We start from the raw sequence: 18,122 nt of genomic DNA on the forward strand, positions 1-18,122 counted from the left end.
TGCGCCCTGTGAATTGGGCTTCCGCTGCCCGAGCGGTGTTACTGTCGGTTCGTCTGGGCAGCCGTTGAACTTAGCGAATTGTACGGGAGTTGGGGGAATTTGCGGTGAAACAAATCCTGCCCGATCACGTGGCGCCGGTCGCCGAACCGGTGGTGGACGACACGCGGCCTGCCTTCGCAGGCAGAGCCGTCGGGGCCCTCGCCGGCCTGGTCGGCCTGGTGCTGCTGCTCACAAGTGGGTCCTACGGCTACCACCGTGACGAGTTGTACTTCCTGGCCGCCGGAGCGCATCTGGACTGGGGTTACGTCGACCAGCCGCCGCTCGTGCCGGTGCTGGCCTGGACGCTGGACTTCGTCTCCGGTGGTTCGCTGGTGGCGTTGCGCCTGCCGGCGATTGTGCTGGTGGTGCTGGGAATGCTGGTCACTGCCGCGATCGCGCGTGAGTTCGGTGGCGGCAAACGGGCACAGGTGATCGCGTCGGCCGCCTACGGCACCGCGCCGATCACTCTGTTGGTCGGCCACTGGTTGGCGACGAACTCGCTCGACATGTTCTTCTGGGCCTTGGCCACGCTGTTGCTTGTCCGTTGGGTGCGTACCCGCGATGACCGGGCGTTGGTGCTGCTTGGTGTGAGCGCCGGCATCGCGCTGCAGGCCAAGTACTTGATTGTGTTCTTGCTTGTCGTGACCGCGGTGGCGGCCGCGGTCGTCGGGCCGCGAGAGATCCTGCGTCGTCGGATGCTGTGGGTGGGCGCGGGGATCGCGCTGGTGTGCGCGCTGCCGACGGTGATATGGCAGGCGGCGAACGGGTGGCCACAGCTGGAGATGAGCGAGGCGGTCGCGCAGGCCGCCGAGGCCACGGGCGGCCGCGTGGGATACGTGCCCACGTTGCTGTCGCTGGCCGGGCTGTCCGCGGTGTTGATGTTGTTCGGGCTGTGGCGGTTGATGGCCGCCCAGCAGATGCGGCAGTGGCGATTCCTTGGCTGGTCGTTCATCGGGCTGCTGGTCGTGTTCATCGCGATGAACGGCCGGGCGGACTACCTGGCGGGCATGTTCCCGCTGCTGATGGCCGCGGGTGCGGCGGGACTCGGCCCGTCGCCGCGGACCCGGTGGGTGCCGTGGGTGGCCTGGCCCGCGTTGACGGCGTCCGCGGCGCTTGCTGTCGCGCTGATGCTGCCCGTTTTCCCGGTGCAGTCGCTGGCCACGTCGCCGCAAGCACAGGCAGAGTCTGTGCAGACGGTGGGCTGGCCGCAGTTCGCGGCCTCGGTTGGCGAGGCGTACAAGCAGTTGCCCGACGGCACGGCCGTGCTCACAGAGGACTACGCCCAGGCTGGCGCGTTGTTCAAGTTCGGCCCGCAGAGCGGCGTGCAGACCGTCTACAGCGCCCATCGCGGTTACTGGTACTTCGGCACACCGCCGGACGGCACGAAGACAGTGCTGTTCGTCGGCGGTGACCCCACTGAGCTGCAGCGTTTCTTCGGCTCCGTGCGTCCGGCCGGCAAGACCGGCAACCCGTACGGCGGGCTGAAGAACCTGGCGCTGGACGTCCCGATGTGGGTGTGTGAACAGCCGGTGGACGACTGGCCGCGACTGTGGCAGCGGATGCGCCACATCGCTTGAGTCGGGGTCGAGTAGGGGTGTCCTTACGCCAAACAGTCGCCCTATGCTCGCCAGCGGCGGTATTCGGTTATTTCCGTGTCCACTGATTTCGGCGAATTCCGTCTGCTGGGAGGAAATCATGACCGGGACAATTCCCGTGGTGGATCCGGCGCGCGTGGTTTCCGGAAACGACAGCCAGGCGTCGGCGTTCTTCTTTCCCGGTCTCGATGCGTTCAAGCTCGCCGAGATCGGCAAATTCCTGGTGCTCAGCCCGCACGCACGGCACCGGCTGGCCGTCGCCGACGACGTCCTCGGCCAGTCGGTGACCAGGACGCTGCGCGGGTCAGACGACTACGCCTCGCCAGTCGCGCGCGTCGCCTCCCTGGTCAACGCGCTCGCTCTGGCGGACTGGGCACGGGAAAACCTGGATGTCGAGCCTCAGTACTGCCTGGGGATGAGCTTCGGCGAACAGATCGCGGCGGCGTACGCGGGCTGTCTGCCGTTCGACGCCGCGGTCCGGATGGTCGCCCGGATCGGCGAGTGCGAACTGGGCTACTTCCGTGGCGCGCACCAAGAGCTGGTCACCCAGGTGGTGACGAGGGTGCCTGCCGAGCGGATGGACGAGGTGCTCGCCGATCTGGCCGGACGCGGGATCTTCCACGAGGTCTCCGGTCGCGTCGACCAGGGGCACTACCTGATCACGTTGCCGGAAAGGCACTTGGCGGACTTCACCGCGGACATCGGGAAGGCCGGGGGGTACGCCCTCTACGCGATGAGCCCGCCCGCGCACTGCGGTGTCTTCGCGCCCCTGCGCGAGCGGATCGCGAAGGAAGTCCTATCGGACTTGGTGTTCGCGGACCCTGTTGTGCCGATTGTGTCCGATGCGGACGCCTCAGTCGTGACGACCGGTGCCGGCGTGCGGGACATGGTCCTTGACGGGTTCGTACGCCCGCTGAACTGGCTGTCCACCGCCCCGGCGTTGGCCGGGCTCGGGGTGCGGCGGCTGTGCGTGGTCGGGCTGGACCGGATGTGGTACCGGCTGTCGGCCACCAAAGGCAATTTCGAGGTCACGCCCGTGAACCAGGCGGGCGTGTTGCGTTACCGGCGGGTCTGAACGGGCCGCGGAGTTGGGTACGGACGAGGTGTGTGGGGAGTAGTTGGCGATGGCCAGTTCGGATGATTTCGCTGGAGAGAACTCCGTCCGGGCGGCCGCGTTGCGCGACCGGCTGGCGGCGGCGTCGGCGAACCAGCGCAGGCACCTGCTGATCCAGTTGGTGCGCGACCAGGTCATCGAGGTGCTCGACGGTATCGACGCGCAGGCGGTCGGCGCCCGCACTGTGTTGCTGGATCTCGGGTTCGACTCGATGGCAGCGGTTGCGCTGCACCGCAGGCTGGTCACCGAGACAGCACTGGATCTCCCCGTCACGCTCGCGTTCGACTACCCGACGGTGACGGCAGTGGCCGAGTACATCGGTGAGGAACTGCTGGGACGAACGGACTCCGCTGCCGACACGGTGGCCACCCGCACGGCACAGGACGACGATCCGATCGCGATCGTCGCGATGGCGTGCCGGTTCCCCGGCGGTGCCCAGACGCCCGAGCAGTTCTGGGAGTTGGTCGCCAACGAGACCGACGCCATCCACGGGTTCCCCGAGAACCGTGGCTGGGACCTGGACGCGCTGTTCGGCGCGGACGACGGGCAAAGCGCGGTCAGCACCACGCGGCAGGGCGGTTTCCTGCCTGACGTGGACAAGTTCGACGCCGGGTTCTTCGGCATCAACCCGCGTGAAGCGCTTGCGATGGACCCACAGCAGCGGCTGCTGCTCGAGGTCTCGCTGGAGACCTTCGAGAACGCCGGGCTCGACCTGGCCTCGGTGCGCGACACCCGGGTCGGCGTGTTCGTCGGCGCGGAGAACCACGAGTACGGCCCTCGGACCCATGACGCCAAGGACGGCCTGGAGGGTTACCTGGTCACGGGGACCGCGGCCAGTGTCGCCTCCGGTCGTGTGGCGTACGCGTTCGGCTTACGGGGCCCGGCTGTCACAGTGGACACCGCGTGCTCGTCGTCGCTGGTCGCCCTGCACCTCGCGGTGAAGTCGCTGCAGAACCACGAGTGCGATCTCGCGCTGGCCGGTGGTGTGGCGGTGATGTCCAGCCCGGCTTCGTTCGTCGCGTTCAGCCGTCAGCAAGGCCTGGCGGTTGACGGGCGCTGCAAGCCCTTCGCCGCGGCCGCCGACGGCACCGGGTGGGGTGAAGGCGCGGGCATTGTGCTGGTGGAGCGGCTTTCCGACGCGCAACGCAACGGCCACCAGGTGCTCGCCATCGTGCGTGGGTCCGCGGTCAACTCCGACGGCGCCAGCAACGGCCTGACCGCGCCGAATGGTCAGGCTCAGCAGCGTGTCATCCGGGAAGCACTGGCCGCCGCCGGGCTGGAGTCGTCCGAAGTGGACGTCGTGGAGGCACACGGCACCGGCACGAAGCTCGGCGACCCGATCGAGGCCCAGGCGCTGCTGGCCACGTACGGGCGGGACCGCGACGCCGAACGTCCGCTGCTGCTCGGTTCGGTCAAGTCGAACATCGGGCACACCCAGGCGGCTGCCGGAATGGCCGGCGTGATCAAGATGGTCCAGGCGATGGCGCACGGTGTCGTCCCGCGCACCCTGCACGTGGACAAGCCCACCGAGTACGTCAACTGGTCGGCGGGTGCGGTTCGCTTGGTCACCGCGACGACGGACTGGCCGGAGACTGGGCGCCCGCGTCGTGCGGCGATCTCGTCGTTCGGCATGAGCGGGACCAACGCGCACACGATCCTCGAACTGCCCGACGCCGATGTTCAGCCAGAGCCCGAAAACGACAGCGCCGGCTTGGTTCCGTGGGTGCTGTCCGCCCGTTCGGCCGCGGCCCTGCAGGCTCAGGCAGCCAAGCTCAAGTCCTTTGTAGCCGAATGGCAGCCGGGAACCGCGGCGGAAATCGGCGCCGCGCTCGCCACGAGCAGGACGGCGTACGAACACCGCGCGGTCGTGATCGGACCGGACACGGACGCGCTTCTTGACGCACTGGACGGCATCGCCGCCGGAACTGCACCGGCAGGAACCGTGGCCGAGAACGCCGACCAGGTCGTCTTCGTGTTCCCCGGTCAGGGTTCGCAGTGGACCGGGATGGCGCTGGACCTGCTCGACAGCTCACCGGTGTTCGCCAAACGGATGCGGGAATGCGTTGCCGCGCTGGAACAGTTCGTCGAGTGGTCACCCTTCGACGTACTGGCAGCCGATGCGCAGGACCCGCACTGGCAGCGCGTGGACGTCGTCCAGCCGCTGCTGTGGGCGGTCATGGTTTCCCTCGCCGAGGTGTGGCGCGCGGCCGGTGTGGAGCCTGCCGCGGTCATCGGCCACTCGCAGGGCGAGATCGCCGCGGCATGTGTCGCGGGCGCGTTGACGCTGGAGGACGCGGCCTGGGTGGTGGCGTTGCGCAGCCAAGCCATCGCGGCGAGCCTGGCGGGCCGGGGCGGGATGATGTCCGTGGCCGCGCCGGTGGCCGAGGTGGAAAAGCGGCTCGCCCGCTGGGGTGAACGGCTGTCGGTGGCTGCGGTCAACGGCCCTGCCGCCGTGGTGGTCTCCGGTGACCCGGACGCTCTGGCGGAGATGCAGACGGCCTGCGAGGCCGACGGTGTCCGCGCGCGGATGGTTCCGGTGGACTACGCCTCGCACTCCGCGCAAGTGGCTGAGCTGGAGGAGCACCTGCTCGATGTGCTCGCTCCGATCGATCCACGTACGCCGCGGATCCCGTTCTACTCCACTGTGGACCAGTCATGGCTGGCAGCGCCCGCACTGGATGGCACGTACTGGTACCGAAACCTGCGGCAGACCGTCCGGTTCGCCGAATCCGTCCGTGCCGTGCTCGACGCCGGTCACGGCGCCTTCATCGAGATCAGCGCTCATCCCGTACTCACCGCGGCGATCCAGGACACGATCGAGTCGGCCGGAGCCGACGCGGCCGCGCTGGGCACCCTGCGGCGCGCTGATGGCGGGCTGGACCGCGTACTGACTTCGTTCGCCGAGGCCTACGTCCGTGGCGTGCCGGTCGACTGGAGCGATCACCTCCCGGCGACACGTCAGGTCGCGTTGCCCAACTACGCCTTCCAACGGGAACGGTTCTGGCTCGACGCGGGCAACAGCAACCCGGCCGACCTGGCCGCCCATGGTTTGAGCCCAGCAGGGCACCCGATGCTCGGCGCGGTCGTCGGGGTGGCGAGCGACGACGCGCAGCTGTTCACCGCGAGCCTGTCCGTCGCGACCCACCCGTGGCTGGCCGATCACGCCGTCGCGGGCAACATCCTGCTGCCGAGCACGGCGTTCGTCGAACTCGCCCTGCACGTCGGCAGTCTGATCGGGGCCGATCTGCTCGAAGAGCTCACCCTCGAAGCACCGCTGGTCGTGCCGGAGCACGCTGCTGTGGAGCTCCAGCTGAGCGTGAGCAACGCCGACGAAGCCGGGCGGCGGACCTTGCTGGTGCACTCGAGGCCCGCTGAGGGGGCGTGGTCCCGGCACGCCTCCGGAGTGCTGGGTCATTCGACTGCCGCTGGCGAAGGTCTCGACGAATGGCCGCCTGCTGCCGAGCCGCTTCCGGTTGACGGCTTGTACGACCGATTTGCCGCGCAGGACTGCGTTTACGGGCCTGCGTTCCAAGGATTGCGCGCCGCGTGGTCGCGTGAGGACGAGGTTTTCGCCGAAGCCGTACTGCCGCAGGACACGCAGGCCGCCGGGTTCGGGATGCACCCTGTGCTGCTGGACGCCGTGCTGCAGGCCACTGAACTCGCCTGGCCGGTCGCCGGTCCCGCGCGTATGCCGTTCGCTTGGTCCGGCGTCGCCCTGCATGCCGTAGGCGCGACCGCGGTCCGCGCCCGGATCACTCGCACTGGGCCGGACTCCGTGCGCGTTCGGGTCGTGGACTCGGCAGGGATGCCCGTTCTCTCGGTCGATTCCATGGTGACTCGGCCGATCGTGGTCGAGCAGGCCGGCCACGTGCCGCCGGACTCGTTGTTCCGTCTCGAATGGACGGCCGGTGCCCTGTCGTCGGGTGATCTGCCGGACCACGAGATCGTGTCGTTCACCGACGCGACCGAGCAGGTACACGACACCGTTGCCCGAGCCCTCGCGACTGTCCAGGGCTGGCTGGCCGACGGCCGGGCGGACGCGAAGCTGGTGGTGCTCACCAGCAACGCGGTGTTCGGTGCGCCAGTGGCCACGGCTCAGGCGTCGATCTGGGGCCTGGTGCGGTCCGCCGAGGTGGAGAACCCCGGCCGGTTCGTGCTCGTCGATGTCGACGACCATCCGTCCTCCGCGGCAGCACTGCCTGCGGCGATCGGCTCAGGCAACCCCGAGGTCGTCATCCGTGAGGGAGCCGTGCTGCTGCCGAAGCTGGCCAGGGTCAGCCCTCCTGCAGCGCAAACCCTTGGCGCGGCCGGCACTGTGCTGGTTGTCGGCGGTACCAACGGGCTTGGTGCTCTGGTGTCTCGCCACCTGGTCGCCAAGCACGGTGTCCGCAAGCTCGTGCTTGCCAGCCGCCGTGGCATTGGCGCTCCCGGTGCTGCCGATCTGCACGCGGAACTGTCCAATCAGGATGTCGAGGTCACGGTCGCCGCGTGTGACATCACCGATCGGGACGCGGCCGCGGCACTGATCGCCGGAATCCCGGACCTCACCGCTGTGGTGCACAGCGCGGCAGTGCTCGACGACGGCGTCGTCGGCGCGCTTACCCCTGAGCGGCTCTCAGCGGCGTTGCGGCCGAAGGTCGATGGCGCGATCAACCTGCATGAGCTCACCCGTGACTCGGGTTTGACGGCCTTTGTGCTGTTCTCGTCGGTCGCTGGCACTGTTGGCGGCGCGGGTGTCGCCAACTATGCCGCCGCCAACGCTTTCCTTGACGCGCTTGCCCGTCAGCGAGTCGCTGACGGGCTGCCCGCAGTGTCGCTGGCGTGGGGTGTCTGGGGCGGTGGCGTCGGCATGACCGAGCGACTGTCCGAAGTAGACTTGCTGCGACTGTCCCGCGAGGGACAGGTCCCGATGACACCGGAGCAAGGCCTCGCCCTGTTCGACGTGGCATTGGGCGCGGACGACCCAGTGCTGCTGCCGATGGTGCTCGACCGGGCGACGCTGCGCGCCCAGCCGGACACGCTGCCCAGGTTGCTGCGTGGTCTGGTCCGTGCGCCCCGGCGCGCGGCGAGTGCTGTTGTGGGTGACGGGTCACTGGCGGACCGGCTTGCCACGCTGTCCGCGGACGAGCGTGACCGCGTGCTGCTGGAGTTGGTTCGTGGACAGGCTGCGGCTGTGCTGGGGCACAGTGGCGCGGACGCCGTGGAAGACCGGAAAGCGTTCCGGGATCTCGGGTTCGACTCGGTGACCGCGGTGGAGTTGCGTAACCGGTTGAATTCGGTGACCGGGTTGCGGCTGCCCGCGACGCTGATCTTCGACTTCCCGTCGCCCATGGCACTGGTTTCCTACCTGCGCCGCGAGCTTCTGGGTGAGCAGGCCGCGGCGGCAGCTCCGGCTACGGCGGCCGCGGTGGACGAGCCGATCGCGATCGTGGCGATGAGCTGCCGTTTCCCCGGTGGGATCAGCACGCCCGAGGAGCTGTGGCAGCTGCTGGCCGACGGACGTGAGGGGATCGGGGACTTCCCGGTCGACCGGGGCTGGGACCTCGCCGGGCTGTCCTCGTCCGACCCGAGCCAGAGCGGCACCACCTACACCAGTCGCGGTGGATTCCTGTACGACGCCGCCGACTTCGACGCGGAGTTCTTCGGGATCTCGCCGCGTGAGGCGTTGGCGATGGACCCGCAGCAGCGGTTGTTGCTGGAGACCTCGTGGGAGGCGTTCGAGCGCGCCGGGATCGATCCGATCTCGCTGTCCGGCAGTGCGTCCGGTGTCTTCGTCGGGATGTCCTATCAGGACTACGCGACCCGGCTGAACCGCATCCCCGAGGACCTCGAGGCCTACACGGGCAACGGCACCTCACTGAGCGTCGCCTCCGGCCGGGTGGCGTACTCATTGGGCCTGGAAGGCCCTGCGGTGACGATTGACACGGCGTGTTCGTCGTCGTTGGTGGCTTTGCATCTGGCTGTGCAGTCGTTGCGGCGTGGTGAGTGTGGGTTGGCGTTGGCTGGTGGCGCTGTGGTGATGGCTTCGCCGGACATGTTTGTGGAGTTCTCGCGTCAGCGTGGTCTGGCGGTGGACGGCCGCTGCAAGGCGTTCTCGGCCGATGCTGACGGTTTTGGATCCGCCGAAGGCGTCGGGTTGTTGGTGCTGGAGCGGTTGTCGGATGCTCAGCGCAATGACCGGAACATCCTGGCTGTGGTTCGTGGTTCGGCGGTGAATCAGGATGGTGCGTCGAATGGTCTGACGGCACCGAACGGTCCTTCGCAGCAGCGAGTGATCCGGTCTGCTCTCGCGAGCGCCGGGCTTGAGCCTGCCGATGTGGACGTTGTCGAGGCGCACGGCACGGGCACGACCCTCGGCGATCCGATTGAGGCGCAGGCGCTACAGGCAACCTACGGCCAGGACCGCGAGAGGCCGTTGTGGTTGGGTTCGGTGAAATCGAACCTCGGACACACGCAGGCCGCCGCGGGTGTTGCCGGTGTGATGAAGATGGTCATGGCCATGCAGCACGGGATGATTCCCGCGACGCTGCATGTCAGCGAACCGTCACCGCACATCGACTGGTCCGCTGGGGCGGTACGGCTGGCGTTGGACGCGGTGGAGTGGCCGGAGACCGGTCGGCCGAGGCGTTCTGGTGTGTCCTCGTTCGGTATCAGCGGGACGAACGCGCACGTGATTCTGGAGCAGGCGCCGGAAAAACCACCGGTGCCAGCAACTCCTGGTGAGGTCGTGCCGTGGGTCATTTCGGCGAAGTCCGCGGAGGCGCTGAACGCGTTCGCCGACAAGGTCGCTGCATATGGCCGGGGGCCTGCGGTTGGTGACGTTGCCGCTGGGTTGGCTGGGCGTTCGGCGTTTGATCACCGTGCGGTGGTGTTGGGCCCGGATCACGCGGAGTTGATGGCCGCGGTCGCGGCTGGTGAGAGCCCTGCCGGTGTGGTGCAGGGCGTGAGCTCCCCGGTCAACCGCGTGGTGTTCGTGTTCCCAGGCCAGGGTTCCCAGTGGGTTGGCATGGCGCTGGACCTGCTTGAGAGCTCGCCTGTGTTCGCCGAGCGGATGCGTGAATGCGCGGCCGCGTTGGCGCCATTCATTGACTGGTCGCTGCTGGACGTTCTGGGCGACGAGGCGGCGTTGGCGCGGGTTGATGTTGTGCAGCCGGTGTTGTGGGCGGTGATGGTGTCGCTGGCTGCGGTGTGGGAGTCCTTCGGAGTGGCGCCCGGTGCCGTTCTGGGGCACTCACAGGGCGAAATCGCGGCAGCGGTGGTTGCTGGTGGGTTGAGTCTGGGTGATGGTGCGCGGGTTGTGGCGTTGCGGAGTCAGGCGATCGCGGCCGGGCTGGCTGGTGCTGGTGGGATGTTGTCGGTTGCGGCTCCGTTGGCCGAGGTGACCGGGCGGCTTAATGACCGAGTGTCGGTTGCGGCGGTCAACGGCCCGAATGCCACTGTCCTGTCAGGTGATCCGGAAGCGTTGGCCGAGGTCATGGCCGGGTGTGAGGCGGATGGGATCCGGGCTCGGATGGTGGCGGTGGATTATGCGTCGCATTCTGCGCATGTGGAGCGGATCGAGTCGGAGTTGGCTGAGTTGTTGGCTCCGGTTCGGCCGCAGTCCGGCCGGGTTCCGTTCTATTCCACTGTGGACTCGGGGTGGTTGGATACCACTGCGCTGACTGGTGAGTATTGGTATCGGAACCTCAGGCAGACTGTGCAGTTCGCCGCGGCGGTCGAGCACCTGGCTGGTGCGGGTCGTCAGCTGTTCGTCGAGGTCAGCGCACACCCGGTGCTGGCAATGGCGATCCAGGACACTGTGGAAGCCGCTGAGGCGGAGGCGGCGGTTGTCGGCACGCTGCGCCGTGACGAAGGCGACCTGCGACGGCTGATGCTGTCGGTGGCCGAAGCCTTCTGCGCCGGTGCGCGGGTGAACTGGCAGCAGGTCACGGCCAATGCCGGAACCAGGCCTGCGGACCTGCCCACGTATCCCTTCCAGCGACTGAGGTACTGGCTGACGGAAGCCGAACCGTCCGTGCCCGCCGAGGCAGGTCCTTCGGTGGACTCCCGGTTCTGGGCGGCCGTGCAGCAAGAAGATCTCGCCGAGCTGGCCCGCACGCTCGATGTGCCCGCAGACCAGTCGCTGGAAGCGGTCCTGCCCGCGCTGTCCTCCTGGTACCGGGGCAACCAGCGTCAGGCCGAGATGGACGACAAGCGGTACGGAGTCGTCTGGCAGACGCTCGACCCGGCGACTCCGGCGACGCTGACCGGAACTTGGCTGGTTGTGTCGTCCGACGCCGAACACCCATGGGTGCAGGGCGCACTGGACGCCATCACACGCGCCGGTGCGGCAGTGCGGCACTTGCAGCTCAACGAGACCGACACGGATCGCGCGGTCCTGGCGAGCAAGCTGCGTGTGCTGCTTGAAGACGGTGTCGTTCCCAGCGGTGTGCTCTCACTGCTCGCGTTCGACGAGCGCGGCCACGGCAAGTATCCGGCCGCGCCGATCGGCCTCGCGTTGACTGTTGCCCTGGTGCAGGCACTCGGTGACGCGGGCGTGCAGGCATTGCTGTGGTGCGCCAGCGACGGCGCGGTGTCGGTGGCTCCGACGGAGGCGCCACGAAACCCTGGGCAGGCGCAGGTATGGGGCTTCGGCCGGGTCGTCGGGCTCGAGCACCCGGAACGCTGGGGCGGCCTGGTAGACCTTCCGTCCACAGTGGAAGACCGCTACCTCGCCGGGCTCGCGAACGCGCTCGGCAACGCGGCTGAGGAAGACCAGCTCGCCGTGCGAGGAGGGACTCCGCTCGTCCGCCGCCTGGTTCGGACGCCGTTGCGCGGCAAGACTCCTGTGCGTTCGTGGCGGCCGGAAGGCACAGTTCTCGTCACTGGCGGCACCGGTGCTCTGGGCGCGCACGTCGCGCGCTGGCTCGCCCGCAATGGCGCAGAGCACGTGCTCATCACCAGCCGCCGTGGCATGCAAGCCCCTGGCGCGACGGAACTTCACGACGAGCTGGTGGAACTCGGCAGCCGCGTGACGATCGCCGCCTGCGACATCTCCGACCGTGACTCGCTGTCCGCGGTGCTCGCCGAGCATCCCGTCACCGCTGTGTTCCACGTCGCGGCCGTCCTGGACGACAGCCTGATCGATTCCCTCACCACCGAGCAGATCGACCGGGTGACCCGGGTCAAGGTCGGTGGGACACAGAACCTGCACGAGCTGACCGCGGACATGTCCCTGTCGGCGTTCGTGGTGTTCTCGTCCTTCGCGGGTACCACAGGCGGCCCGGGACAAGGCAACTACGCGCCAGGAAACGCGTTCCTCGACGCCTTCGCCCAGCAGCGCAGGGCACATGGGCTTACGGCGACTTCGCTCGCGTGGGGGCCGTGGGCCGGCGGCGGCATGGCCGAAGGTGACGGCGGTGAGCTGTCCCGCAGGCACGGGCTCAAGGACGTCAGCCCCGAGCTGTCACTCGCGATCATGCAGCAAGCGCTCGACCACGACGAGACCTTCCTGACTGTCGCCGAGATCGACTGGGAACGGTTCTTCCTGGCGTTCACCTCCTCACGGGCCCGGCCGTTCCTGCACGGCGTCGACGACGTGCAGCGGATGCTCGCGTCCGGTGCCGCGGGCGACATGGTCGGGGCTGCCTCCCCGGCCAAGGCGACGGCCGGATCGCCGTCGGAACTGGGCGCGCGGCTGGCGCAGTTGTCCCCGGCCGACCAGGAACGCGAACTGGTGAAGATCGTCCGTGGCCAGATCGCGACCGTGCTCGGGCACGCCGACGCGGAACGGATCGAGGTCAAGAAGGCGTTCCGGGATCTCGGGTTTGACTCGGTGACCGCGGTGGAGTTGCGCAACCGGTTGAATTCGGTGACCGGGTTGCGGCTGCCCGCGACGCTGATCTTCGACTTCCCCTCGTCTGCCGCGTTGGTGACGCACCTGCGCAAGGAACTGCTGGGGGAGCAGGAGGCCAAGCCCGCCGCCTCGGCAACCGCTGTCGCGGTGGACGAACCGATCGCGATCGTGGCGATGAGCTGCCGCTACCCGGGAGACGTGGAAAGCCCGGAAGACCTGTGGCGGATGCTGGCCGAGGGCGGCGAGGGGGTCACGGACTTCCCGGTCAACCGTGGCTGGGACGTGGAAGCGCTGTACGACCCCGACCCGGCGGCCGAGGGCAAGACCTACTCCCGCAAGGGTGGGTTCCTGCACAGGGCCGGCGAGTTCGACCCCGGCTTCTTCGGGATCTCCCCGCGTGAGGCGTTGGCGATGGATCCGCAGCAGCGGTTGTTGCTGGAGACCTCGTGGGAGGCGTTCGAGCGCGCGGGCATCGACCCGCTTTCCCTGGCAGGCAGCGCCTCCGGCGTGTTCTTCGGAATGTCCTATCAGGACTACGCTGACCAGCTGAACCAGGCGCCCGACAGCGTCTACGTCGGTGTCGGCAACACCGCTAGCGTGGCCTCCGGTCGAGTGTCGTACCTGCTGGGCCTGGAAGGCCCTGCGGTGACCATCGATACCGCGTGCTCGTCCTCACTGGTGGCTTTGCATTTGGCTGTGCAGTCGTTGCGGCGTGGTGAGTGTGGGTTGGCGTTGGCTGGTGGTGTTGTGGTGATGGCGTCGCCGGACATGTTCGTGGAGTTCTCGCGCCAGCGTGGCCTGGCGGTGGACGGCCGCTGCAAGGCGTTCTCGGCCGACGCTGACGGGTTCGGTTCGGCTGAAGGCGTCGGCATGGTGCTGTTGGAGCGGCTGTCCGATGCCCAGCGCAATGGCCGGAACATCCTGGCTGTGGTGCGTGGTTCGGCGGTGAATCAGGATGGTGCGTCGAATGGTCTGACGGCACCGAATGGACCTTCGCAGCAGCGCGTGATTCGGGCTGCCTTGGCCAGTGCCGGGCTGTCAACGTCCGATGTGGACGTTGTCGAAGCCCACGGGACCGGTACTTCGCTGGGTGATCCGATTGAGGCGCAGGCGCTTCTGGCAACCTACGGCCAGGACCGCGAGAGGCCGTTGTGGTTGGGTTCGGTGAAGTCGAACCTGGGACACACGCAGGCCGCCGCGGGTGTTGCCGGTGTGATGAAGATGGTCATGGCGATGCAGCACGGCGTAGTCCCGGCGACCCTGCACGTGAGTGAGCCGACTCCGCACGTGGATTGGTCGTCGGGTGCCGTGCGACTCGCCCTGGAAGCCGTCGAGTGGCCGGAGACCGGTCGGCCGAGGCGTTCCGGTGTGTCGTCGTTCGGCATCAGCGGGACGAACGCGCACGTGATTCTGGAGCAGGCACCGAAGGCCGAGCCTGTCGAGGTGACTCCTCGCGCCGTCGTGCCATGGGTGATCTCGGCGAAGTCCGCGGGTGCGCTGAATGCGTTTGCCGACCGGGTCGCCGGATACGGCCGGGATCGTGCGATCGGCGATGTCGCTGTCGGTTTGGCTGGGCGTTCGGCGTTTGATCACCGTGCGGTGGTTGTAGGCCCGGACCATGCGGAGTTGATGGCCGCGGTCGCGGCTGGTGAGAGCCCCGCCGGTGTCGTACGGGGCGTCGCATCGGATGTCGATCGAGTGGTGTTCGTCTTCCCTGGCCAGGGTTCCCAGTGGGTGGGCATGGCGGCCCAGTTGCTGGACGAGAGCCCGGTGTTCGCGGAGCGAATGGCCGAGTGCGCGGTCGCGTTGGCGCCGTTCACTGATTGGGCATTGCTGGACGTCCTCGACGATGAGGCCGCGCTGTCCAGGGTTGACGTGGTGCAGCCGGTGTTGTGGGCGGTGATGGTGTCGCTGGCCGCGGTGTGGGAGTCCCTGGGTGTCGCACCGGGTGCCGTTGTTGGACATTCGCAGGGCGAGATCGCCGCTGCGGTGGTTGCTGGTGGGTTGAGCCTGAGTGACGGTGCGAAGGTTGTGGCGTTGCGCAGCCAGGCGATCGCGGCTGGCCTGGCTGGGGCTGGTGGGATGCTCTCGGTCGCAGCTCCGTTGGCCGAGGTGACTCAACGGCTCAATGACCGGGTGTCGGTGGCAGCGGTCAACGGTCCGAACGCCACTGTGCTGTCCGGTGATCCTGAAGCGTTGGCCGAGGTGATGGCCGCATGCGAGGCCGATGGCGTGCGAGCACGGATGGTCGCGGTGGACTACGCGTCGCACTCGGCGCATGTCGAACGGATCGAGTCCGAGCTGGCCGAGTTGCTGGCTTCGGTCAAGCCGCGGTCCGGCCGGGTTCCCTTCTACTCCACTGTGGACTCCGAGTGGCTGGACACCACCGCGCTGACCGGTGAGTACTGGTACCGCAACCTCCGGCAGACCGTGCAGTTCGCCGCGGCCGTCGAACACCTGGCTGCCGAAGGACATCAGCTGTTCGTCGAGGTCAGTGCCCACCCGGTACTGACGATGGCGATCCAGGACACCGTGGACGAAGCCGCGGTCGTCGGCACGCTGCGCCGTGACGAGGGTGGCCTGCGACGGCTCCTGCTGTCGGCGGCCGAAGCGTTCTGCGCGGGCGCGGACGTGAACTGGCAGCAAGTCGTAGCCAACGCTGGAACTGTCCCGCCGGACCTGCCGACGTACCCGTTCCAGCGGCAGCGGTTCTGGCCGGAGCAGCCGGGTGGGATCGGCGACGTCGAATCGGCGGGCCTGAGCTCCACGGATCACCCGCTGCTGGGTGCCGCTGTCGAGTTGGCCGACGGCGAAGGACTCGTCTTCACCGGCAAGGTCTCGCTGAACAGCCACCCCTGGCTGGCCGACCACGCCGTCTCGGGCGTCGTACTGCTGCCGGGTACCGCGTACCTCGAACTCGCGATCCGGGCCGGTGACCACGTCGGGTGCGGTCACATCGAGGAACTCGCGATGGAGACTCCGCTGGTACTGCCGGAAAGCGGCGGCGTGCAGCTGCAGCTCGTGGTCGCGGAGCCCGGGGAGGGCGGACGCCGTGCCGTGCGCCTGTACTCCAGGATCGGTGAAGGGGAATGGGTGCGGCACGCCGCTGGTGTGCTCAGCCCGACCGCACCCGATGCCGCGGCAGATCTCACCAGCTGGCCACCTCCGGGCGCTGAACCCGTTGACGTGACTGAGTTCTACGAAGGCCTCGGCAAGCAGGGCTACGACTACGGCCCGGCTTTCCGTGGCATGCAGGCCGCATGGCGGCGCGGCGACGAGGTCTTCGCCGAAGTCGCCTTGCCCGAAGGCCAGCGCTTCACCGCGGACCGATACGGCCTGCACCCGGCGCTGTTGGACGCCGCGATGCAGACGACCGAGCTCGGCGGGTTCGACGAGGACGGCCAAGCCAGGCTGCCGCTGGTGTGGACCGGTGTCACCCTGCACGCCGCAGGTGCCGCGGCGCTGCGGGTCCGGGTGACGTCCGCTGGGCAGGACGCGGTGACCGTCGATGTGGCCGACCAGTCCGGAAACGCGGTGGCCACAATCGAATCGCTGGTGGCCCGGCCGGTCACGGCAGCACACCTGGCCGCGGCACGATCCGCCGGGCAGGACTCGCTCTACCGCCTGACCTGGACGCCAGTGCCACCTGCCCAGGCACAAGGCACGCTCGTACTGGTCGGTGACGACCACCTGGACCTCGGAGTCACGCAGTATCCCGATTTCGCGAAGCTGGCAACGCAAGCCACGCCCGCGGTGGTGCTTCTCGCGTGTCCCGCCAGTCAAGGTGAGCTGACCGAAGCGGTCCGCGCGGCGACCAGCCACGTGCTGGAGTTGACCCAGCAATGGCTGGCCGACGAGAGGTTCGCCGACTCCAGGCTCGCCATCGTCGTGCGCGGTGCGCTGGCGGTGTCGGCGGGCGAGGACGTGACCGACCTCGGCCAGTCCGCGATCACCGGGCTGATCCGCTCGGCCAGCTCGGAAAACCCCGGCCGTCTCGTGCTGGTGCACATCGACGACCACCCGGCATCCACGGCGGCATTGGCCGCGGCGGTTGCCACAGGCGAACCGGAACTCGCTGTACGCCAGGGTGAACTGCTCGTGCCCAGGCTGGCACTGGCCAGCCCGGCCGAAGCGGAGCCGGTGACCGTCGATCCACAAGGGACGGTTCTGATCACGGGCGGCACCGGCACATTGGGCCGCTTGCTGTCCCGGCACCTCGTCGACCGGTGCGGTGTCCGCCATCTGCTGCTGGCCAGCAGGCGTGGACCCGAGGCGCCAGGTGCGGAGCAACTGCGGGCGGAACTGGCCGAGCTGGGCGCGAACGTGACGATCGTCGGCTGTGACGTGTCCGAGCGTGCCGCGGTAGCCGACCTGCTGGAGTCCGTCCCGGCCGAACATCCGCTGACGGCCGTCGTGCACACCGCGGCTGTCCTCGATGACGGCCTCTTCACCTCCTTCACGCCGGAGCGGGTGGACAAGACCCTGCGGCCCAAGGCAGATGCGGCCATCCACCTGCACGAGCTGACGCAGGACATGGACCTGTCGGCGTTCGTGCTGTTCTCATCGGGCGCCGCGGTCTACGGCAGCCAGGGACAGGCCAACTACGCGGCCTCGAACTCGGTGCTGGACGCGCTCGCTCAGCATCGCCGGGCACACGGACTGCCTGCCATCTCCCTGGATTGGGGCTTCTGGGCGACGACCAGCGAGATGACCGGCACCCTCGGCGAGGCGGACCTGAGCCGGATCGCCAGGGACGGCGGCATCGCGATCTCCGATGAGGAGGGACTCGCCCTGTTCGACGAAGCCTTGCGGCGCAACGAACCTGTGCTCGTGCCGTCTCCGATGGACCTCGCCGTGCTGCGGAACCAGGCGAAGGAAGGCACTTTGCCCGCGCTGCTGAGCGGACTTGTCCGGCTGCCTGCCCGACGCCGGGCCGTGGACACGACGTCGGCGACCGACGGCGGCGGGCGCGAGCGTTCCGCGTTGCTGGAGCGGCTGGCTGGGCTCGACGCGGACGGGCGGGCCGCCGTTCTGCTCGACCTCGTGGCAGGGCACGTGGCCACGGTGCTTGGCCACCAGAGTGCGGCCGCGGTGGATCCGCGGCGTGGATTCCTCGAAATGGGTTTCGACTCGCTCACCGGGATCGAGCTGCGCAACCGGCTCAACGCGGCGACCGGTCAACGCCTTCCCGCCACGTTGATCTTCGACTACCCGGCTCCCGAACTGGTCGCGGAGTATCTCGCCGAGGCCATGCCGTCCGACGGCGTGGCCACGGCAGCGGCGCCGCCACTGCGGGGCAAGCTCGATCGCTTGGACCTGGAGCTGGCCGCGATGACGCTGGACGACGCGGCGCGTGCCGAGTTGGCCGAGCGGCTCACCGCACTCGCGGCGAGATACGGCGGGACAGCGGTGACGAACGGAATCGCCGAGAAGATCGACGCCGCGTCCGACGATGAGATTTTCGATTTCATCGACAACGAACTGAAGGCGTGAAACCGCCGAATTCCCTGTGACGACGATGTCCACTGAAAAGAAAGCA

The 18,122-nt window shown here is 68.3% G+C and carries 3 protein-coding genes; all 3 read left to right on the forward strand.

From position 1 onward, the window contains the following. The first annotated feature begins 104 nt into the window (after positions 1 to 104). The 3 genes from B9C43_RS00845 (at position 105) to B9C43_RS00855 (ending at position 18,076) form a co-directional block, all read left to right on the forward strand. Positions 105 to 1,616: an ArnT family glycosyltransferase gene (locus B9C43_RS00845; RefSeq protein WP_084424160.1), complete on the forward strand. Its 1,512-nt coding sequence runs from the start codon at positions 105 to 107 to the stop codon at positions 1,614 to 1,616. Positions 1,617 to 1,734: 118 nt separating this feature from the next. Then, entirely contained in the window at positions 1,735 to 2,709 is a 975-nt protein-coding gene (locus B9C43_RS00850; RefSeq protein ID WP_084424161.1) for an ACP S-malonyltransferase, read from the forward strand. Between the two features lie 49 nt (positions 2,710 to 2,758). Continuing rightward, positions 2,759 to 18,076 carry a type I polyketide synthase gene (locus B9C43_RS00855; RefSeq protein WP_084424162.1) on the forward strand — a complete coding sequence of 5,106 codons (15,318 nt, stop codon included), beginning with the start codon at positions 2,759 to 2,761 and terminating at the stop codon, positions 18,074 to 18,076. Positions 18,077 to 18,122: the final 46 nt, after the last annotated feature.

Source organism: Kibdelosporangium aridum, assembly GCF_900176515.1.
Classification (GTDB): domain Bacteria; phylum Actinomycetota; class Actinomycetes; order Mycobacteriales; family Pseudonocardiaceae; genus Kibdelosporangium; species Kibdelosporangium aridum.

Excerpts from the sequence above, each read along its gene's own strand:
- B9C43_RS00850 (WP_084424161.1), top strand. The coding sequence starts at position 1,735 with ATGACCGGGACAATTCCCGTGGTGGATCCGGCGCGCGTGGTTTCCGGA.
- B9C43_RS00855 (WP_084424162.1), top strand. The coding sequence starts at position 2,759 with ATGGCCAGTTCGGATGATTTCGCTGGAGAGAACTCCGTCCGGGCGGCC.